A 19,811-nucleotide genomic window follows, 5' to 3' on the forward strand; every position below is an offset into this window, starting at 1 on the left:
GTCGGGGTGACAGGATTTGAACCTACGACCCCTGCCTCCCGAAGACAGTGCTCTACCAGGCTGAGCTACACCCCGACTCGATACTCAGATTTCAGCAAGTGGTCGGGGTGACAGGATTTGAACCTACGACCCCTGCCTCCCGAAGACAGTGCTCTACCAGGCTGAGCTACACCCCGACAAAGCTGAAAGCTAAGTATTTGTTCTGATTGAAAGGAAAGTGGCGGGAGCGCCTCAATCAGGAACGGGGCGCATTATAGAGAGCCCGGCTGCACTTGCCAAGAGTCGAAGGGAAAAATGTTAAGAAAATGAGTACACTCGCTGCTTCGGCTGGGAAAAAGAGGAAAAAATCATGTTGGTCGGGCTGCTGTTGCTGTTGCTGTGCCAGTTGTTGGGTGAGTGGCTGGTGCTGGCGCTCTCGCTGCCGGTACCGGGGCCTGTTGTGGGCATGGTGCTGATGCTGGTGGGGTTGATTGTGCTGCGGCGGGTTCCGGATATGATTCGTGAGCCATCGGAAGGGCTGTTAAGGCATCTGGCGTTGCTGTTTGTGCCGGCAGGGGTGGGTTTGACAGTCCATGCCGAGCTGATCGCCGATGAATGGCTGATCATACTGGTGGCGCTGGTGGTGAGCACCGTACTGGCGATCATCGTCACGGCGCTGGTCCTCAAACGCCTGACTCGCAACCTCAATCTTGACGCAAAGGGTGAGGGGCATGACTGATTTCTGGGTCTATTTTGAAGCCAGACCGCTGTGGTGGATCATCGTGACCATTGCCACGTTCATTTTCACCAGTTGGTTGAACAGACGGGTAGGGGGCACTCCCCTGTTGCACCCCGTGCTGGTGGCGCTGACATTGATCATTGTCCTGCTCAGGCTCACCGGGACCGACTACGAAACCTATTTCGACGGGGCGCAATTTATCCATTTCATGCTCGGCCCTGCAACGGTGGCACTGGCGATTCCGCTGTATGACCACTTTGAGCGGGTGAAGAAAATGCTGTTGCCGCTGTTGATCGCCTGCTGCGTAGGGGCCGTAACAGCTTCCCTGTCGGTCGTGGCCGTTGCCTGGGCGCTGGGTGCATCGGAAGGAACAGTGCTGTCACTGGCGCCCAAGTCGGTGACATCACCCATTGCCATCGGGATTGCCGAGAAAATCGGCGGCTATCCATCGCTGGCTGCTGGGCTTGTCCTGATTACCGGTGCCATCGGCTGTTTGACCGCGCCTGTTATTTTTCGGGTACTCAAGGTGAACGATGATGCTGTCAGAGGCTTCACGCTTGGCCTGTCTTCACATGGCTTTGGTACGGCTTTCGCGTTTGAGTTCAGCTCCCTGGCCGGTGCGTTCGCCGGACTTGCGATGGGAATGACCGGATTGATGACGGCGTTTCTGGTGCCCCTGCTGGTGCGGCTGCTTGGACTGGGGTAGGGGTGGCAGGCGTGCCGGATTTGCCAAAAAAAACGACCGGCAGTAAAGTTCGCGTCCGTTAAGGCGTTCATAAACTGATCAGAGGTGCAGATTCGAGATGACTCCGCTTGAGCGATATCGCAAAGACCTGGAACGGGATGACTTTTCCTATGATCCGACCCAGGAGATGGCCGTTGGGCACCTGCAGCGGTTGTACGATGATCTGGTAGCCGCCGAGCGGGCACCCAAGCCGGGCTTGATGCAGCGCCTGAGCGGCAAGCTCAAGCGGCAGAAAGAGGAACCCATCAAGGGGCTCTATTTCTGGGGCGGTGTCGGGCGAGGCAAAACCTATTTGATGGACACCTTTTACGACAGCCTGCCTTTTGAGCGCAAAATGCGTACGCACTTTCACCGCTTCATGCAGCGAGTGCATGCTGAGCTGAAGGCACTGGACGGCACCAAGAACCCGCTGGTCGAAATTGGACGCAAGTATGCCGATGAGGCGCGCATCATCTGCTTCGATGAGTTTTTCGTGTCGGATATTACAGATGCCATGATTCTGGGTGGCCTGATGCAGGAGCTGTTCAACAACGGCGTCTCGCTGGTGGCAACATCCAATATCGTGCCGGATGGCCTGTACAAGGACGGGCTGCAGCGCCAGCGCTTCCTGCCCGCCATCGATATGCTCAAGCGTTACACCGAGGTTGTGAACGTGGACGGTGGCGTCGATTACCGTCTGAGAACGCTGGAGCAGGCTGAGCTTTATCACTGGCCGCTGGATGAAGCGGCGGACAAGAGTCTGGCTAAGAGTTTTGAAAGCCTGGTGCCTGATCTGGAAGAAGAGCAGCAGGATGCCAAGGTGGAGATCAACGGCCGTATGATTCAGGCTCGCCGGGTATGTGAAGACGTGGTCTGGTTTGATTTCAGTGCCCTCTGCGAGGGCGCGCGCTCTCAGAACGACTATATTGAGCTGGGCAAGATCTATCATGCGGTGCTGCTGAGTAATGTGCCTCAGCTGGGACGCCGAAACGATGATGCCGCACGTCGATTCATCAACCTGGTGGACGAGTTCTACGACTCGGGCGTGAAGCTGATCATTTCTGCTGAAGTGGCCATTCCCGACATCTATACCGAGGGGCGGTTGAACTTCGAGATTGAGCGTACCCAAAGCCGACTGCTGGAGATGCAGTCGCATGAATATCTGGCACGCGAACACCGGGCCTGATTATCGATCAGAGGGCTTTCAATGAAGGGCCTCTGTCGGTATAATGCGCGCTCCCTGATAGCAGGGTGCCGAAAAAGTGTACGTTAGTGTCCCTCCGGATACTAACCAATAACTATAAGGTAAGTCGGGACTGTCCGATCCTGTCGGAGTCCGAGGCTTAAATTTTAAGGTGAAACCATTCATGACTACTTTTACTGCCAAACCGGCCGAAGTAAAACGCGACTGGTATGTTGTTGACGCCGAGGGTAAAACCCTGGGTCGACTGGCCACTGAAATTGCACGTCGTCTGCGCGGCAAGCACAAGCCGGAATACACTCCGCACGTTGATACCGGTGACTACATCGTTGTTGTCAACGCCGAGAAAGTGAACGTGACCGGCAAGAAGCGCAACGACAAAATGTACTACCGTCACTCCGGTTTTCCGGGTGGCCTGAAGGAAGCCAACTTCAACAAGATGGTTGAAACCTTCCCTGAGCGCACCATCGAGCTGGCTGTTAAAGGCATGCTGCCGAAAGGACCGCTGGGTCGTGCCATGTACACCAAGCTGAAAGTGTACGCTGGTGCCGAGCATCCGCATCAGGCTCAGCAGCCGAAAGAACTGAACATCTAAGGGGAAGGTGAACATGTCTACTACTCAGTATTACGGTACCGGCCGTCGTAAAACCTCTACTGCACGTGTATTCCTGCGTCCGGGTACCGGCAAGATCATGATCAACAACCGTACTCTGGAAGAGTACTTCGGTCGTGTAACTGCACGCATGATCGTTAAGCAGCCGCTGGAACTGACCGACACAGTCGAGAAGTTCGATGCTCACATCACCGTTAAAGGCGGTGGTGGCTTCGGCCAGGCGGGTGCGATCCGTCACGGTATCACCCGTGCACTGATGGACTACGACGAAACTCTGCGCGGTGCTCTGCGTGAAGCGGGTTACGTTACCCGTGATGCACGTATGGTTGAGCGTAAGAAAGTCGGTCTGCGCAAAGCCCGTAAGCGTCCGCAGTTCTCCAAGCGTTAATCGCCTGGCGGCACGTCCGCCTACTGCGTTGCAAAAAAGCCTGCAGCCCGCGTGGTTGCGGGCTTTTTTCGTTTCTGGGGTCAGGTCAATAAAATGGGTGTTCGCCTAATGGAGGGCGTATTTTACCTTGTAAAAAAAGGGTATTTTCTTTAACATTCGGCGCATTTGAACAAACCGGTTTTGTGTTTTTTCATGACTGAGCGGCCCGTTTGTCTTTTGTGTCCATGCAGAAGCGGCAGGTCGATTGAGGGGAGATGAAGTTAATGAGCAATGACGGCGTGAATAAGGGTCGACGTCGTCTCCTGATCGGTGCCACATCTGCAGTAGGTGCAGTAGGTGCTGTGGGAGCGGCCGTCCCGTTCGTGGCTTCCTGGAATCCGAGTGCCAAGGCGAAAGCTGCTGGCGCACCTGCAAAGGCGGATATCAGCAAGCTGGAGCCTGGTCAGCAGATGACCGTAGAGTGGCGTGGCAAGCCTGTGTGGATCGTCCGCCGCGGCGAAGAGGCACTGGCCAACCTGGAAAAGCTGAACGACCGTGTAGCTGATCCAAATTCCGAGAAGCCACAGCAGCCGGATTACATTCCGAAAACCGCTGCTCGCGCGATCCGTCCTGAAATTGCCGTAATGGTCGGTATCTGTACCCACCTGGGCTGTTCCCCGACCTATCGTCCAGAAGTGGCACCGGAAGACCTGGGGCCGAACTGGCTGGGTGGCTTCTTCTGCCCCTGTCACGGTTCTCGCTTCGACCTTTCAGGCCGTGTATTCAAGTCTGTACCGGCGCCGACCAACCTGGTCATCCCGCCTCATTCGTACGAAGACGACAATACACTGATTATCGGTGTTGATCCGGAGACTGCATAATGGCTGGCACACGAAATAAAGGGAATCCGGGCCTGATGGGCTGGATTGACGATCGCTTCCCGGCAACCGCCATGTGGGAAGATCACCTGTCCAAATACTACGCGCCGAAGAACTTCAACTTCTGGTACTTTTTTGGCTCCCTGGCACTGCTGGTGCTGGTTAACCAGATCCTGACCGGTATCTGGCTGACCATGAGCTACAACCCGAGCGCAGAAGGAGCGTTCGCGTCCGTTGAATACATCATGCGTGATGTGGAATACGGCTGGTTATTGCGTTATCTGCACTCCACCGGTGCTTCTGCCTTCTTCGTTGTGGTCTACCTGCACATGCTGCGTGGCATCATGTACGGCTCTTACCGCAAGCCGCGCGAGCTGGTGTGGATCTTCGGTATGACCATCTACCTGGCGCTGATGGCTGAAGCCTTCATGGGCTACCTGCTGCCCTGGGGCCAGATGTCTTACTGGGGTGCTCAGGTCATCATCTCCCTGTTTGGTGCCATCCCGGTTATCGGCCCTGACCTGCAACAGTGGATTCGTGGTGACTTCCTGATCTCGGGCATCACTCTGAACCGCTTCTTCGCGCTGCACGTGATCGCACTGCCGATCGTGATTCTGGCGCTGGTTGTGCTGCACATCATTGCCCTGCACGAAGTGGGTTCCAACAACCCGGACGGCGTTGAAATCAAAGAGAAGAAAGACGAAAACGGCGTACCGCTGGACGGCATCCCGTTCCACCCGTACTACACCGTTAAAGACATCGTCGGTGTTGTTGTCTTCCTGTTCGTGTTCTGTACCGTAGTCTTCTTCTTCCCGGAAGGTGGCGGTTACTTCCTCGAGAAGCCCAACTTCGAACCGGCCAACCCGCTGAAGACGCCTGACCACATTGCGCCGGTCTGGTACTTCACACCCTTCTACGCCATGCTGCGTGCGATCACCTTCCCGATGTTTGGTCTGGACGCCAAGTTCTGGGGTGTTGTGGTGATGGGTGCTGCGATTGCTATCCTGTTCGTACTGCCCTGGCTGGATCGCAGCCCGGTCAAGTCCATCCGCTACAAGGGCTGGCTGAGCAAAATCTGGCTGCTGATCTTTATCGTCAGCTTCGTGATTCTGGGTGTGCTCGGTGTACTGCCGGCGACTGAGGGCCGTACCCTGGTGTCTCAGATCTGTACCGCGCTGTACTTCGCATTCTTCCTGCTGATGCCGTTCTATACACGCATGGAGCGCACTAAACCGGTTCCGGAAAGGGTGACAGGCTAATGAAAAAGTTTTTTATGACATTGATGTTGGCACTGGCGCCGATGACAGCCAGTGCCGCCGGTGGTGCCGGTGTGCCGCTGGACTCCTTTGAGGCAGACCTGACCAACAAGGCCTCTCTGCAGCGTGGCATGCAGACCTTCGTGAACCGCTGCATGGGCTGTCACGAAGCGGGCTTCCAGCGCTTTGAGCGCGCGGCTCAGGATCTGGGTATTCCCAACGAACTGGTTGAGCAGTACCTGATTTTTGATCCGGAAACCAAAATCGGCAGCCACATGACCAATGCGATGCCGAAAGAAGTTGCCGCTGGCTGGTTTGGTGCGCCGCCGCCCGACCTGACACTGGAAACGCGTCTGCGTGGTTCTGCCTGGGTTTACACTTACCTGCGCAGCTTCTACACCGACGAGAGCCGCCCCTGGGGTGTGAACAACGCGGTATTCCCGGATGTGGGCATGCCGAACGTTCTGGAAGATCTGCAGGGTAAAGTGGTTAACCACTGTACTCCGGCTGAGCTGGCACATGGTGGCAGTGCAGAGATCGATCCGCTGACCGGTGAAACCATGGGCGGATGTCTGACCGTATCCGAGTCAGGTGCACAGTCTCCGGAAGAGTTCGACAAGACGGTTTACGACCTGGTCAACTTCATGACCTACATGGGTGAGCCTTCTCGACTCGAATCCGAGCGTCTGGGTACCAAGGTACTGATCTTCCTGGCGATTCTGTTTGTATTCGCCTTTGCTCTGAAGAAAGAGTACTGGAAAGACGTACACTGATCTCTGGTTGTAACCCGAGGTCCAAAACTACGCGGTCGAAAGGCCGCGTAGATTTTTTGTTTTCAGCACCAACCTTTTGATGGGGATAGTTCGATGGGCGTAGTGGCCAAACGTTCTTCCATGACCTTTTATTCTGATGGTTACGACCATTACAGTCACCGTGTACGCATCGTGCTCTGTGAGAAAGGCGTGGCAGTTGATGTTGTGGATTGTAAAGCAAGCGAGCTGCCGGAGGATGTTGCGGCACAGAACCCTTACAACAGCCTGCCGACATTGCTGGATCGCGATCTGGTACTGTATGAGCCGAACGTCATGATGGAATATCTTGACGAGCGCTTCCCGCACCCGCCGTTGTTGCCGGTGTACCCGGTTGCACGCGCGGAAAGCCGCCTCTACATGCACCGTATTCAGCGTGACTGGTGCGTACTGGTAGACCGCATTCTGGCGGACGAGGGCACTGACGCAGAGCTGGACGAAGCGCGTAAAGAGCTGACCGACAGCTTGGTAGCAGTATCCCCGATCTTTGCCGAAAAGCCGTTTTTCATGAGTGATGAGTTCACGCTGGTAGACTGCTGTCTGGCCCCGATCCTGTGGCGCCTGCCGCAGCTGGGTATCGAGCTGCCGGAAGCCCAGACTCAGCCGCTGCATGACTACATGGACCGCCTGTTCGAGCGCGATGCGTTCCAGGCCAGTCTGTCAGATTACGAGCGCGAGCTGCGTGACTGATCGCTTTCGGTTGCTGTAAAGGCAGCCACGGGCTTTAAAAACGGGATGGAGGTCACTTCATCCCTTTTTTATGCACCGGATGTGCGTCTGCCGCTTTCAGGGATGGAGGATGCGGCATAATCAGGAGACCCTTGATGAGTACAGTCAAACCCAGTCGACCCTACTTGTTGCGCGCGCTTTACGAGTGGGTGCTCGATAATGATATGACACCGCACATTGCGGTGGATGCGCGGGTTCAGGGCGTGCAGGTTCCTGAGCAGTTTGTCCAGGATGGGCAGATTACCCTCAATATTGCTCCGGGTGCCGTGCAGGGCCTGCTGATCGATGATGACGGCATCAGTTTCAGTGCCCGCTTTGGCGGTGTGCCCATGAATGTCTATGCACCCATGGTGGCCGTACTGGCGCTCTTTACCCGTGAAACGGGCATGGGGATGGGCTTTGGCATGGAACCGGGGGCCGAGGTGTTGATCGAACAGGCCGAGCAGGCAGAGGAAAACGAGCCTCAGCTGGCGCCTGTCCCGGACAGCGGGGCAGAGGCTGATGAAACCGATGCACCGGCTTCAGAAGAGGGCAGCAAGAGCAGCTCCAAGCCGACCCTGCGTGTAGTGAAGTAAGCCTTCAGCGGCTGCCTGTTCAGGGCAGCCGCCTCGGCAGGATCAGTCGATGTATTCAAATACCTTGACGATCTTGCGCACACCCGCGACTGAACGGGTGATATCCACCGCCGTGTCCGCTTCATCTCTGCGTACCAGGCCCATCAGGTATACCACGCCGTTTTCAGTCACCACCTTGATCCGGTTGCCGGCTACACGCTTGTCTGCGAGCATCTGCACCTTGATGCGGCTGGTCAGGTACACGTCGTTACTGCGCACGATGGTTGAGGTTGGGCCTGCGATCTCCAGCTCGTTATGCACCTTGCGCACGTGGCGCGTCTGGCGTGCAATCCGCTCGGCCTCTGCCTTGATACCTTGGTCGGGAACCTGGCCAACCAGCAGAACCTGACCGTTATAGCTGATCACATTGATATGAGACTGGGCGAGTGCCTGTGACCCCTTGCTGATGTTGACCAGGATCTTGGTCTCAATGGACTCGTCTTCCAGATAGTGTCCCAGAGTGCGCGAACCGGGATCTTCCTGGATCGGTGCTTCACGGGTTTTGCTGATAATCGTTGAACAGCCGGACGTGAGCAGAGTCGACGCCAGGACCACGGCAATCAGAGGGCGCTTCAGCATTGGGGGTCAGCCTCCAAACAGTTGATATTCGATCAGGTCACACAGGCAGTGAAGCACCAGCAGGTGGGCGCCGTGTATCAGCGCATCTTCTCCGCCCGGAATACAGATTTCGATTTCGTCAGGCAACAGCAGGGCCGCCATGTTGCCACCATCGCCTCCACTGAGTGCAATGACCATCATGTCACGATCGTGGGCCGCCTGTATGGCCTGCACCAGGCTGTTGGCTCGACCGTGGGTTGAGATCAGCAGCAGAATATCGCCCGGTTGTCCCAGCGCACGAATCTGCTTGGCATAGACATCGGCAAAGCCGGTTTCTTCACTTATACCACTGATGGCCGCCGCATCATTCAGCGTCATGGCCGGAAGGCCCGGGCGTTCGTGACGGAATCGGTTCAGCAGCAGTGAGCTGAAGTGCTGTGCCAGTGCCGCTGATCCGCCGTTGCCGACACACAAAATCTTCTGTTCACTGACCAGACATTGCAGCAGGAGTTCACCGGCTTCAGCTATCAGGGGAGTGTGTTGCTCAATGGTGAGAGCATTGATCTCCATGGTGTTGTGAAACTGGCTGACAATACGGTCTTCGAGTTCCATTTAAAGCCTTTCCGGTGTTCAGGGTCTAAAAGCGTCTTTATACCATATCGGAGGGGTAGACTCCGAGTCTCCTTCATACGCAATCACATCAAAGCGACAAGGTGACAGGCTCCAGTGTGGGTTGCGGCTGAGCAGGTAGCGGGCGGCACGAATCAGCTTTTGCTGCTTTCGCCAGTCGACCGACTCGGCTGCACCGCCATGATCACGGTGGCTGCGTGTGCGTACCTCTACGAACACAAGCTGTTCGCCGTCCTGCATGATCAGGTCAATTTCGCCCAGTCGGCAGTGTGCGTTTCGCTCAATGGCCTGCAGGCCCTGTTTGAGCAGCCACAGCTCGGCACGCTGTTCGGCATCCTTGCCGATTTGATTGCGATCCATCGCATTCTCCGTTTTTAAAGGGGGTTGGTGGTTTGCGGTGTCTCCGGTGTTTCTGTCTCGGCGGCATCAGAAGCCTCGGCTGCTGCCTGCTCCATGGCCTCCTTGTACTCACTGACGCTGGCAGGGATGCCGTCCTTGAACTCGGTGCAGGCCAGCTGCCGCTTCAGGCGGCGGTTGGGCTGCATGCTCAAGCGTCCTGTTTCAGCTTCAATGTAGGCACCAGGGGTCTTTTCGAGCTGTTCCAGCCAGGGGTAGACCTCAATGGTGTCGATGCCAAGCGCATACAAGCGCCCGAAGCGTGACAGGGTGTTCTTGCCGCTGCTGCTGAGCCAGCGGTGGGCATCCGACGGTGCCTGAAGGATCCAGGGCAGGTCACAGAAACGAATACCGTTCAGATCCACATCACGCGTTGCGTCCGGATGGCCCGGGTACAGGTGTGAGGTGGCATAGACCGGAAGGTCGGCTGCAAAATGGTAATCCAGCATGGGCTTGATCAGTCGGGCAGCGTCCGGCAGGGCGGTCATCAGGATGGCATCAGCATCCTGTCGGCGGCGCTCCTGGAACTCCAGTCGGTGACGCAGCACCTTGCGCAGCGCGTCTTCGCGGGTCTGGCTGGCATCCGTCATCATCAACTGGGCCACCTGGTGGTCATAATTGGCGCGGGCGTCATATGCCAGGGTACCGACGATCTGGCCACCGGCCTGCTCGATGCTGGCTCGCAGGGTGTCACGGACACGCTCACCCCAGGGGGCGTTGGGGGTAATGACCAAAAAGCGGGTATGCCCATCGTTCAATGCCTGCTCGGCGACGGTGCGGGCCTCGTGCTCGGACGAGAGTTCCAGCTGCCAGGGCGTGGAGGGGCCTTCAGGTGCCGGGTTCAGCGCCAGTACGGGCACGTTCAGATCCGGCATCAGCGCCAGTTGCTCGATCAGGGTCGAATCCAGTGGGCCGATCAGCAGGTCAAGGTTCAACTGTTCGACCTGAGGCAGGATCTGCGATGCATCGACCAGACGAGACGAGTCGATATTGACCAGGGTCGGGGTGGGCTGGCCCTGTTGGCGGGCAACCTCCAGCGCAGCATCCATACCTTCACGAATGGCTGCTGCAGGTGTCGCCAGATCCCCGGTGAGGGGCAGGATGACGCCGATTCGGTTGGCTGAGAGTATTTCGCCACTCATTTGAATGCCCATCAGGCCTTCGGGCGGCAGTTTTATGGCGGGGTGTGACTCCCACAGCAGGCGCCATTCACTGAGGGCTTTTTCACGGGCCGGCAGGTCGGTGACCGGACGCAGCATCAGGGCCAGCTCGAACCAGCCCTGCTCGAAATAGTCATTGCCCTTGGCAAGTGCGTTTCGCAGTTGGGACTCGGGGACCTGCAGTAACGTCTGCCAGATTTGGTTGTGGTATTGCTGCTGCTCGTCTGGGTCCAGGCTCAACTGGCTGCTCAGCATCAGTTCGCGCGCGGCTGCAAGTGGATTGTTCTGCTGCAGCAGGGCGCCGGCACGCAAGCGGGCCATCTGGGCCTGGAGCTCGGCCGGCAGCTGATTCAGGCTGTCGCGGTCCAATTGCTCAAGCATCAGGCGGGCGTTGGCATCGTTTTCAATCGGCAGCCGCAGGGTCACGACCTCCAGCAGGAGCTCCGGTGGCAGGCTGGTCAGCTCGATCTCGCGCAGTGCGTTCAGTGCCGGCTCCTGCTGGTCTGCTTCCAGCAGCATCTGGGCGGCTCTGAGTCTCAGGCGAGCGGCCGGCACCGGTGGCTGGCTGGCCGCTTCAGCCAGGAGCTGCTGAGGTGTTTGAGTTACGACAGTCGTGGTATCGACGACCTGAGGAGGCTTTTGCGGGGTGGAGCAGCCGCTGACCAGTGCCGCTGTCAGCAGGAGGCCAAAAGACAGCCGGTGCAAAATCGTCATATAATCAGGGTCCTAGCAACCAATGGGTATCCTTAATGTCTGAACCGGTTCTCTATATCGTCGCAACGCCGATCGGTAACCTCGCAGACCTCTCTGACCGCGCGCGGGATGTGTTGGCAAGCGTGGATCATGTCGCTGCCGAAGACACCCGTCATAGCGGACGTTTGCTGTCTCACTTTAACATTAAAGTGCCCATGATTTCAGTGCATGATCATAACGAGCGCCAGCGGGCAGAGCATGTCATCAACCTGCTGCGTGCGGGCGAGAGTGTGGCGCTGGTCAGCGATGCAGGAACGCCGCTGATATCCGACCCGGGCTATCACCTTGTACGTGCCGTGCGCGAGGCCGGCTTTAAAGTCTCGCCTGTGCCCGGTTGTTGTGCCTTCGTGGCGGCACTGTCGGCCTCGGGTCTGCCATCAGACAGGTTCCAGTTCATCGGTTTCCTGCCGGCCAAAAGCGGTGCGCGTCAGCAGGCACTGGAGGCTCTGGCCGGAAATACTGAAACCCTGGTGTTTTACGAATCGACACACCGCATTGTGGATAGCCTCAAGGCGATGACGGCGGCATTTGGTGCCGAGCGATATGCCGTCGTTGCGCGCGAGCTGACCAAAACGTTCGAGACGCTTCACGGTGACAGCCTGGACAATCTGGTGACGTGGATTCAGGCAGATACCAACCAGCAACGGGGCGAGTTTGTGGTACTGGTACAGGGTGCCGAAAAAGTGCTCGATGATGAGAGCATCGACCCCGAAGCCGAGCGCATACTGCGGATTCTGGCCAGGGAACTGCCTCCGAAAAAGGCAGCAGGTGTGGCGGCCGAGATCACCGGTTACAAGAAAAACCGCCTTTACCCGTTGCTGATCGACTGATTTGCTTGCGTAACGGGCGCAGACCTATATACTGCGCGCCGAGAGTCTGCCAGGCAATCGCTGCTGCGTTCGCGCAGGGGAGGAAAGTCCGGGCTCCACTGGGCAAGGTGCCAGATAACGTCTGGGCGGCGTGAGCCGACGGAAAGTGCAACAGAAAGTATACCGCCTAAGCATCTTCGGATGCCGGTAAGGTTGAAATGGTGCGGTAAGAGCGCACCGCGTGGGTGGCAACACTCCACGGCGATGGTAAACCCCACCCGGAGCAAGACCAAATAGGGACCCATTAAGGCGTGGCCCGCGCCGGGTCCGGGTAGGTCGCTTGAGGCCAGTGGCGACGCTGGCCCTAGATGAATGATTGCCCACGACAAAACCCGGCTTACGGCAGACTCTCACTCCTGTTTCCCTCCGTTCAGTTCTCCAGCGCGGTATTGACCCAGCCTGTGAGCTGCGCTGTACTGATTCCGTCAAGCCTGACAGGAGTCTGCCGCCATCAAGTATCTCTGGAGTCTGATTTTCCTCGCCGTGCTAGCCTGGTCTGCCGTTGAGCCCCATGACCGCCTGACCTGGTGGCTTGAAGTGGCCCCGGCGCTGATGGCGGCTGCGCTGCTGCTGTCGACACGCCAGCGCTTTCCCCTGACCCCTCTCTTATACGGCCTTATACTGGCACACTGCATCATTCTGATGATCGGTGGGCATTACACCTACGCTCAGGTGCCGCTGTTTGATGGGCTCTTTGGGGCCGAACGCAATAACTACGACAAGCTGGGGCACTTCTTTCAGGGCTTCGTACCTGCCATTGCTGCGCGAGAGGTTCTGCTGCGTTTACAGGTGGTCAATGGGGCTGCCTGGCGCAACCTGCTGATTACGTCATTTTGCCTCGGCTTCAGTGCCTTTTATGAATTGATCGAGTGGTGGGTGGCGCTGCTGTCGGATACGGCGGCCGAGTCGTTTTTAGGCACCCAGGGCTATGTGTGGGACACCCAGTCCGATATGGGGTTCGCGCTGTTGGGAGCTGTACTGGCGCTGCTGCTGTTACCCCGACTCCATGACAGGCAGATCAGCCACCTGCGTTCATAAGTAGTGCAGGCATTCGGGCAGGCCGACTTCCATGGCGATGGGGCGATGATCTGAAATCGTCCAGTCCAGCACTTCGGCCTTGCGCAGCTCCAGGTCAGGCGTAATCAGGATATGATCCAGGGCGTGTCTGGGTTTCCAGCTCGGGTAGGTATGCAGTGTTTCCTCCGCGTAGATCAGGTCCAGCCCTTTCAGTGCTGGCCGGGACAGGAGGTGCTCAAGCGGGTTGTTCATATCCCCCATCAAAATGACGTGCCGGTGGTGCTCAATCAGTTCACGCACATAACGCAGTTGGCGGTCTTGTGCCCGTGCGCCGAGCGCCAGGTGCAGCACGATGATCAGCAGGCTGTGCTGCCCCTTTCCCAGTCGAGCCAGGATGGCACCGCGGCCGGGAATGAGACCGGGAAGCGGGTGGTCTTCAATTTCGGCCGGCTCGATTCGGCTGAGGACACCGTTGCTGTGTTGAGCGACGCGCCCCAGGTTTCGGTTCAGCTGCTGGTACCAGAACGGAAACTGGCCCGCTTCAGCCAGGTATTCGACCTGATTGATGAACCCGCTGCGCAGACTGCCGCCATCACACTCCTGCAGGGCAACCAGATCATAATGTCGCAGCAGGCGCCCAATCTGCTCCAGTGTTTGCTGGCGCCGGGTATGGGGAAGCAGGTGCTGCCAGCTGCGGGTTACATAGTGGTGAAAGGCGTTGGTCCGAATCCCCACCTGAATATTGAAGCTGAGCAGTTTGAGCGACGTGCGCGCCTTAGTGCCGGGGGAGCCGGGTGGCTCGGGGTGGGGCATCTGTTTGAGAACAGCTTCATGCATGGGCGGGCTCCGGGCAGCAACACCCCTTGAGCCTAATCAAGGGTCTTGCCTGCGTCCAGTCAGGGCATGAAAGCCTGAACTTCATCCTGTGTCAGTGGCCGGCTGTCGCCCGGCTCAAGCGCGCTATCCAGCGTCACCCTGCCGATACGCTCACGGTGCAGGGCGGTGACCTCATTGCCAACGGCGGCGAACATGCGCTTGACCTGATGGTGGCGGCCTTCATAAATGGTCAGCCGGCACTCGGTGTCGCTGAGGCGCTCAATACTGGCTGGCGAGGTATACACCCCTTCGCGCTGCAGCCAAATACCTTCTTTGAACCGCGATTCAGCCTCCGTTGCTATGGGAGTGGCGGTTCGGACCCGGTAGGTTTTGGGAATGCGGGTTTCGGGGGCCGTGACCCGGCGTGACCAGCGCCCATCGTTGGTCAGCAGCATCAGCCCGGTGGTGGCGCGATCAAGGCGTCCAGCCAGGTGAAGTTGCGTGCGCAGCTCCGCAGGCATCAGCTCAAGCACGGTAGGGTGAACTGGATCCTCTGTAGCGCTCAGGTAACCGGGTGGCTTGTTCAGCATCCAATAGAGCGGAGTGCTCCCCTGCAATAACTGGCCGTTGAGCAACACCTGATCAAATTGATTGATCTGCTGGCGTGGGTCAGTCGTGCACAGGCTGTTGACCTGCACCTGTCCAGTCGCGACCAGTGTGCGTGATGTCTTGTGACTGAAGGCGGTGTGTTTGCAGATGAAACGGTCAAGGCGCAAGGGCTCAAATCCTGGCTATGAATGTTGATGTCTGTCGAGGCCTGTTGATATCGGCCATGGTATCTTGTCGCTTATCAGAAACGGAATCGGTATAAGCTTCACAATTTCACGCCTTTGAACTAGCGTGTGGAGTAATCAAGGCACCCGGCAGCCGTACTTTATCAAGCTGCCTGCAAGAGGTCAGTGTTATGAAGGGAGTTGTATTTAATATCCTTGAAGAGATGGTCCTCGAGGAAAAGGGCATGGAGGCCTGGAATGAGATCCTGTCACGTACACAGGCTGCCTCCGGTGTTTATACCTCCGCCATTTCTTACCCGGATGAAGAGCTTTTTGCGCTGGTAGGAACGGTTTCCGACTACCTGGAAATACCGGCTCAATCAGTGGTGAAAGCGTTTGGCGAGTACATGTTCGGCGCTCTTGCGGAGCGCTATCCCGTTTTCATTGAGCGCTGCCCGGACCTGTTCAGCTTCTTGGACAGCATCGACAGTGTGATCCATGTCGAAGTCAACAAGCTGTACCAGAACCCGGGGTTGCCGCGTATTCGGTGTGAAAGAACCGCCGAGCACCAGCTGCTGATGTATTACTTCTCGGAGCGTAAGCTCTGCATGTTGGCCGAAGGGCTGACCTTTGGGGCTGCCAGGCGCTACGGTGATACCGTCGAGATTCGGCATCGCCAGTGCATGCATGATGGAGCTGACCAATGTGTGCTTGAGGTGAATGTGGTTGCATGAATACACCGGCCGATAACCCATACAAGGCTGCCTATGAGCGTGAACGTGCTGCACGCCTGAAAGCCGAACAGTTGCTGGAAGACAAGTCGCGCGAACTGTACCAGCAGAATCGGCGGCTTGAAGAAAGCTACGAGCAGTTGCAGCAGCAGCAGGCTGCGCTGGTACAGAATGAAAAGCTGGCAACGCTGGGGACGCTCACCGCTGGTGTGGCGCATGAGATCAACAACCCGCTGGCCTATGTGATCAGTAATGTTTCGGCGGCCAGGGACTATATAGAAGCCTATGACCAGCTGGTGCGCTTCATCCAGCAGCCAGAGGTGATGGGAGCGTTGCCGGCTGCACTGCAGGAGGAATGGGCGCGACTGGAGCAGGCGCAGGACCTGGCGTTCATGCAGGAAGATTTTCCCGACGTGATTGCCGACACTCAGGAAGGGCTGGACCGGGTCAGGGATATTGTGCACAGCCTGCGCAGCTTCTCGCGCCTGCAGGAGGGGGAGCGTGAGCCGTCCGATCTGGTGGATGCGCTCAAGTCGACGCTTCGCCTGCTGCATAACGAGTTGAAGAACCGCGTCACCGTCGAGCTGGACCTCGACCCCTTGCCGCCGGTTCGGTGTAACCTCAACGAAATCAATCAGGTTTTTACCAATCTGATCGTTAATGCCGTGCATGCCATGGAGGAAACCGCTCGGCCAGCACTCAAGCTCAGTTCACGGGCTGATAATGGTCAGGCCGTTTTGATGTTTGAGGACAACGGTTGCGGCATGGATGAGGGCGTGCTGAAAGAGATCTTTACGCCTTTCTATACCACCAAGCCTGTGGGGGAGGGGACCGGCCTTGGTCTTTCAATCACCTGGGGCATCATCCAGGATCATGGTGGCGAGATATCGGTGGACAGCGAACCGGGACAGGGCACCCGGTTCGTGATCAGACTGCCATTGATGGCCGAATAGCTATTCGCCCTTGAGTTGCTTGATCAGAGCGGAGGGCAGGTCGTTCAGGGTCAGGGTTTCACTGGCCGGGTCGAAGGTGATGGATTTGCCCAGTGATTCGTTGCTGAAGCTGATCGAGACTTCCTTGGTGCGGCCGGTGTAGCGGATATATTTTTTCAGGCTGCTGCGATCCGGAATAAACTCTTCCTGCATCTCCGGTGCACGCTCGGCAATGAAGTCATCCAGTGAAACGTCTGCGGCCGAGTCCACGCAGCCGGCCAGCTCACGGTAATTCACGGCGGCCCCTTCCTTTGATTGCTCCATGCAGAACTCGGCGACTTCCTTCTGGTAGCGTTTGGCGTTCTCTTCCGGCATGGATTCGGCGTAGTCTGAAACGACTTCCATAAAGCGCTCGGTATCGGCCTGAGTATCAACGGTATCGGTGAAGCCGAAGAAGCCCATCAAGGGCTGTTGCAACGGGCGGTCACCGAAGCCGAAGCTCAGGGTCAGGTAGCGCTTGCCCGCGGGGTTGTTCAGCTCGTGCAGGTCGATACAGGCGCACAGCCCGGTCTTGGCGAAGTCGATATAGCCGGTTTCCTGCAGGTCGTTATCGCTGTTGAGCAGCAGTCCGTCTTTCTGCTTGAGCTGGGCGATCCAGAGCCGGTGCGCGGCTTCAAGCTCCTCCTCGATAAACAGCCAGTGGCCATCGCTCTCCAGATCTTCCTGTTCCATCAGCATCGCCAGGTGTTCGATCACCTTGGCGGTGAACTGAGTAAATCCCAGGGTCTCGTCACGCCAGTTCAGCAGCAGTCCCTTGAATACGGTGGCTTCGTCGGCGAAACAGCCATAGCGCTTGCTGGCGCGGCGGGTAAACAGTGGCTTGAGTTCGGCCAGCAGGCGGTTGTTCAGCCCTTCCCGGTCGAAGGGCGTGTCGCGCAGGCTGTAAGACTGGTCACCGGTGCGACGTGTCAGGCGATGAGCGATGGCGGCGGTGGCTGGCATGGTCAAACTCCGGGCTTGGGATGAACGGGAGGGGGATTATAAACAAGCTTGGGGGCGATCGTCTCTTTCGCTCATCAGCGGTCGTTGGCATATGCTGTTAAAGCAGCCGGTCAAAGCCGGTATCGACGGTTGTCGCGTCCACGAGTGTCCACGGAGTGAAGGTCGCTTTAAGGCGGCTAATGGCTATGTTTAGAGTAATTTTCTGTTTTAAGTTTTCTGGTGACAGAAAAATCTATAACTGGATGTATATTTGTTAATATAAAACTGTATAAGGGCGAGCCTAAAGGTAAAATCTATATAAACAAAAATTCTGAGTGCGGCGCGATGTACTACCGTGACACCTGGGCCGAGATTGATCTCGACCGAATTCAACACAATGTCAGCAGAATCAAACAGCATTCCGGCTTTGAGCACCTCTATGCCGTGGTGAAGGCCAATGCCTATGGCCATGGGGACGTAGAGGTGGCGAGAGCCGCTCTGGAAGCCGGTGCTGACATGCTCAGCGTCGCATTCCTGGATGAGGCCCTGCACCTGCGCCGTGCCATCAAGGATGTACCGATTCTGGTGATGGGCGCGATTCGTCCGTCCGACCTGGCGGTTGCCGCCGAGATGGATATCGACGTGACGGCGCATGACCTTCAGTGGATTGAGGCAGCCCTTTGCTACGAAGGCAAACCGGTGAATCTTCACCTGAAGGTGGATACCGGCATGCACCGTATCGGTATGACCGATGCGGAGAGTGTGCGCCAGGCCTGTGAGCTGATCGACAGCCACTCGCAGCTGAACCGGGTGGGGCTGTTTACACACTTTGCAACTGCCGATGCGCAGACGCGCGCAGGCTATGATGCCCAGATGCAACAGCTGGAGCGCCTGACGGCCGAGGTGGATTTGAGCACCTTCCGTTACGTGCATCTCTCCAACAGTGCAGCCCTGCTACGCTTCGGCGTGCAATCCGGTGCGAACACGGGCCGGTTGGGGATTTCCATGTACGGGCTCCCGCCCAGTCATGATTTTGAACTGCCGTTCGAGCTGGAACAGGCATTTTCACTGCACAGCCGCATCACGCAAGTGAAAACGCTGGAGGCGGGCAGTGCCGTCAGCTATGGCGGCACCTTTGTTGCCGATGAACCCGTGCGTATCGGTGTCATTCCGATCGGGTATGCCGATGGCTGGTTGCGGTATCACCAGGGGCGTTCGGTCGAAATCCACGGCAAGCGCTATCCTATTGTAGGTCGTATCTGTATGGATCAGTGCATGATCCAGATAGATGACAGTGTTCAGGTCGGGGATCAGGTGGACCTGCTGAATGACAACCTGAGGGTTGAACACGCTGCGCGCGACCTGAAAACGATCAGTTACGAAATTGTGTGCTCCATCTCCGACCGGGTGCCCCGTGTGTACAAGCGAGGTGGAGTCGTGGTTGGGGAGCGCAACGAGCGCTTCCGGCCGGATCTGACAGGAGACGTATAAATGGATGCGAACAACCCGCAGGCAATACGCCGTGCGATCCGCAGCGGTCAGCACAAGGGCAACACTTCCGGGCTGGCGCGCGGTTTCGTGCAGGCCAATCTGGCAATCCTCCCCAGCGACTGGGCGGCCGACTTTCTGCTGTTCTGTCAGCTGAATCCCAAGCCCTGTCCGCTGGTGGGTGTGGCGTCCAATCCGGGCGACTTCCAGATTGATAGCCTTGGCGCAGACCTGGACATTCGCACGGATGTACCCCGCTATCGTGTCTTCGAGAATGGCGAATGCGTCAATGAAGTGGAAGACATTCAGGCACTCTGGCGGGATGATCTGGTGACCTTTGCACTGGGGTGTTCGTTTTCGTTTGAAGAAGCACTGCTGGCCGATGGTCTGGAGATTCGCAACATCACCGAAGGGGTGAATGTTCCCATGTACCGGACCAATATCGCCTGTAAGCCGGCGGGTCGATTCAGCGGTGACATGGTGGTTTCCATGCGCCCGATGAAACCGGCCGATGCCATCCGCGCGATTCAGATCTGCAGCCGCTTCCCGTCCGTGCATGGCGCTCCGGTCCACTTTGGAGACCCGGCAGCGATCGGAATCCAGAATATCGATGCGCCGGACTTCGGTGATGCCGTCAGCATCCGCGATGGTGAAGTCCCCGTATTCTGGGCCTGTGGCGTGACCCCTCAGGTGGTTCTTGAACAGTCGCGTCCGCCGTTCTGTATTACTCATAGCCCGGGCCATATGCTGGTCACCGACCTGCCCAACAGCAAACTGTCCGTTTTCTGAGGTGGGGTG

Annotated in this window: 23 protein-coding genes, 2 tRNA genes and 1 other RNA gene; 17 read left to right on the top strand and 9 right to left on the bottom strand. The window is 57.4% G+C overall.

The genetic code is table 11. The features are described from left to right. Position 1: 1 nt before the first annotated feature. Together H9C73_RS01300 and H9C73_RS01305 are read right to left on the bottom strand one after the other, a co-directional pair. A tRNA-Pro gene (locus tag H9C73_RS01300) sits at positions 2-75 on the bottom strand. Between the two features lie 24 nt (positions 76-99). Then, a tRNA-Pro gene (locus H9C73_RS01305) sits at positions 100-176 on the bottom strand. 173 nt (positions 177-349) lie between these two features. Here H9C73_RS01305 and H9C73_RS01310 point away from each other — a divergent pair. From H9C73_RS01310 to H9C73_RS01355, 10 genes are all read left to right on the top strand, one after another. Continuing rightward, positions 350-718, top strand: a complete 369-nt coding sequence (locus H9C73_RS01310) for a CidA/LrgA family protein (protein ID WP_209285977.1) — start codon at positions 350-352, stop codon at positions 716-718. Beyond that, positions 711-1,424 carry an LrgB family protein gene (locus H9C73_RS01315; protein WP_209285978.1) on the top strand — a complete coding sequence of 238 codons (714 nt, stop codon included), beginning with the start codon at positions 711-713 and terminating at the stop codon, positions 1,422-1,424. Before H9C73_RS01310 ends, H9C73_RS01315 begins: the two co-directional genes overlap by 8 nt. Positions 1,425-1,521: 97 nt before the next feature. After that, positions 1,522-2,628: a cell division protein ZapE gene (gene zapE / locus H9C73_RS01320; protein WP_209285979.1), complete on the top strand. Its 1,107-nt coding sequence runs from the start codon at positions 1,522-1,524 to the stop codon at positions 2,626-2,628. A gap of 181 nt (positions 2,629-2,809) precedes the next feature. Continuing rightward, positions 2,810-3,238: a 50S ribosomal protein L13 gene (gene rplM / locus H9C73_RS01325; RefSeq protein WP_209285980.1), complete on the top strand. Its 429-nt coding sequence runs from the start codon at positions 2,810-2,812 to the stop codon at positions 3,236-3,238. Between the two features lie 13 nt (positions 3,239-3,251). Then, positions 3,252-3,644, top strand: coding sequence for a 30S ribosomal protein S9 (gene rpsI / locus H9C73_RS01330; RefSeq protein WP_209285981.1), 393 nt, complete (start codon positions 3,252-3,254; stop codon positions 3,642-3,644). A gap of 263 nt (positions 3,645-3,907) precedes the next feature. Next, positions 3,908-4,504, top strand: a complete 597-nt coding sequence (petA, locus tag H9C73_RS01335) for a ubiquinol-cytochrome c reductase iron-sulfur subunit (RefSeq protein WP_209285982.1) — start codon at positions 3,908-3,910, stop codon at positions 4,502-4,504. Continuing rightward, entirely contained in the window at positions 4,504-5,760 is a 1,257-nt protein-coding gene (locus H9C73_RS01340; RefSeq protein ID WP_209285983.1) for a cytochrome b, read from the top strand. Before petA ends, H9C73_RS01340 begins: the two co-directional genes overlap by 1 nt. Then, positions 5,760-6,530 (top strand): cytochrome c1, encoded by a 771-nt coding sequence (locus H9C73_RS01345; protein ID WP_209285984.1) that lies wholly within the window; start codon positions 5,760-5,762, stop codon positions 6,528-6,530. The genes H9C73_RS01340 and H9C73_RS01345 overlap by 1 nt, the downstream gene beginning before the upstream one ends. Positions 6,531-6,623: 93 nt before the next feature. After that, on the top strand, positions 6,624-7,256 hold the full coding sequence (locus tag H9C73_RS01350; RefSeq protein WP_209285985.1) for a glutathione S-transferase N-terminal domain-containing protein: 633 nt from the start codon (positions 6,624-6,626) through the stop codon (positions 7,254-7,256). A 134-nt stretch (positions 7,257-7,390) separates the two neighbouring features. Continuing rightward, positions 7,391-7,870: a ClpXP protease specificity-enhancing factor gene (locus H9C73_RS01355; protein WP_209285986.1), complete on the top strand. Its 480-nt coding sequence runs from the start codon at positions 7,391-7,393 to the stop codon at positions 7,868-7,870. 42 nt (positions 7,871-7,912) lie between these two features. Here H9C73_RS01355 and H9C73_RS01360 read toward each other — a convergent pair whose 3' ends face one another. Genes H9C73_RS01360 through H9C73_RS01375 form a run of 4 tightly spaced genes read right to left on the bottom strand, consistent with a single transcriptional unit; the run spans position 7,913 to position 11,367 of the window. Further along, positions 7,913-8,488, bottom strand: a complete 576-nt coding sequence (locus tag H9C73_RS01360) for a BON domain-containing protein (protein WP_209285987.1) — start codon at positions 8,486-8,488, stop codon at positions 7,913-7,915. 6 nt (positions 8,489-8,494) lie between these two features. Beyond that, positions 8,495-9,079 (bottom strand): SIS domain-containing protein, encoded by a 585-nt coding sequence (locus H9C73_RS01365; RefSeq protein WP_209285988.1) that lies wholly within the window; start codon positions 9,077-9,079, stop codon positions 8,495-8,497. An 18-nt stretch (positions 9,080-9,097) separates the two neighbouring features. Then, on the bottom strand, positions 9,098-9,457 hold the full coding sequence (locus H9C73_RS01370; RefSeq protein WP_209285989.1) for a YraN family protein: 360 nt from the start codon (positions 9,455-9,457) through the stop codon (positions 9,098-9,100). A 14-nt stretch (positions 9,458-9,471) separates the two neighbouring features. After that, positions 9,472-11,367 carry a penicillin-binding protein activator gene (locus tag H9C73_RS01375; RefSeq protein ID WP_209285990.1) on the bottom strand — a complete coding sequence of 632 codons (1,896 nt, stop codon included), beginning with the start codon at positions 11,365-11,367 and terminating at the stop codon, positions 9,472-9,474. A gap of 35 nt (positions 11,368-11,402) precedes the next feature. Here H9C73_RS01375 and rsmI point away from each other — a divergent pair, with 35 nt between their 5' ends. The 3 genes from rsmI (at position 11,403) to H9C73_RS01390 (ending at position 13,313) form a co-directional block, all read left to right on the top strand. Then, on the top strand, positions 11,403-12,236 hold the full coding sequence (gene rsmI, locus H9C73_RS01380; protein ID WP_209285991.1) for a 16S rRNA (cytidine(1402)-2'-O)-methyltransferase: 834 nt from the start codon (positions 11,403-11,405) through the stop codon (positions 12,234-12,236). 41 nt (positions 12,237-12,277) lie between these two features. Then, positions 12,278-12,630, top strand: an RNA gene (gene rnpB, locus H9C73_RS01385) — RNase P RNA component class A. A gap of 128 nt (positions 12,631-12,758) precedes the next feature. Next, positions 12,759-13,313, top strand: coding sequence for a DUF2238 domain-containing protein (locus tag H9C73_RS01390; protein ID WP_328797916.1), 555 nt, complete (start codon positions 12,759-12,761; stop codon positions 13,311-13,313). Here the strand turns inward: H9C73_RS01390 and H9C73_RS01395 are convergent. Further along, complete coding sequence (locus H9C73_RS01395) at positions 13,308-14,129, bottom strand: endonuclease/exonuclease/phosphatase family protein (protein ID WP_209285992.1); 822 nt, start codon at positions 14,127-14,129, stop codon at positions 13,308-13,310. The two genes, H9C73_RS01390 and H9C73_RS01395, sit on opposite strands and share 6 nt — an antisense overlap. Positions 14,130-14,188: 59 nt before the next feature. Further along, positions 14,189-14,884 carry a pseudouridine synthase gene (locus H9C73_RS01400; RefSeq protein ID WP_209285993.1) on the bottom strand — a complete coding sequence of 232 codons (696 nt, stop codon included), beginning with the start codon at positions 14,882-14,884 and terminating at the stop codon, positions 14,189-14,191. A gap of 188 nt (positions 14,885-15,072) precedes the next feature. On the opposite strand from H9C73_RS01400, the gene H9C73_RS01405 reads away from it, so the two are divergent. Both H9C73_RS01405 and H9C73_RS01410 read left to right on the top strand, forming a co-directional pair. Next, on the top strand, positions 15,073-15,615 hold the full coding sequence (locus H9C73_RS01405; protein WP_209285994.1) for a heme NO-binding domain-containing protein: 543 nt from the start codon (positions 15,073-15,075) through the stop codon (positions 15,613-15,615). Further along, entirely contained in the window at positions 15,612-16,565 is a 954-nt protein-coding gene (locus tag H9C73_RS01410; RefSeq protein ID WP_209285995.1) for a sensor histidine kinase, read from the top strand. Before H9C73_RS01405 ends, H9C73_RS01410 begins: the two co-directional genes overlap by 4 nt. Here H9C73_RS01410 and H9C73_RS01415 read toward each other — a convergent pair whose 3' ends face one another. Next, on the bottom strand, positions 16,566-17,546 hold the full coding sequence (locus H9C73_RS01415) for a nucleoid-associated protein (protein ID WP_209285996.1): 981 nt from the start codon (positions 17,544-17,546) through the stop codon (positions 16,566-16,568). A 324-nt stretch (positions 17,547-17,870) separates the two neighbouring features. Between H9C73_RS01415 and alr the strand changes: the two genes are divergently transcribed. Both alr and H9C73_RS01425 read left to right on the top strand, forming a co-directional pair. Continuing rightward, a complete protein-coding gene (alr, locus tag H9C73_RS01420) occupies positions 17,871-19,016 on the top strand; it encodes an alanine racemase (RefSeq protein ID WP_209285997.1) in 1,146 nt (381 codons plus the stop codon). After that, positions 19,017-19,802 carry a putative hydro-lyase gene (locus H9C73_RS01425; RefSeq protein WP_209285998.1) on the top strand — a complete coding sequence of 262 codons (786 nt, stop codon included), beginning with the start codon at positions 19,017-19,019 and terminating at the stop codon, positions 19,800-19,802. The last annotated feature ends 9 nt before the right edge of the window (positions 19,803-19,811 follow it).

The organism is Marinobacterium alkalitolerans (assembly GCF_017776525.1).
Lineage (GTDB): Bacteria > Pseudomonadota > Gammaproteobacteria > Pseudomonadales > Balneatricaceae > Marinobacterium > Marinobacterium alkalitolerans.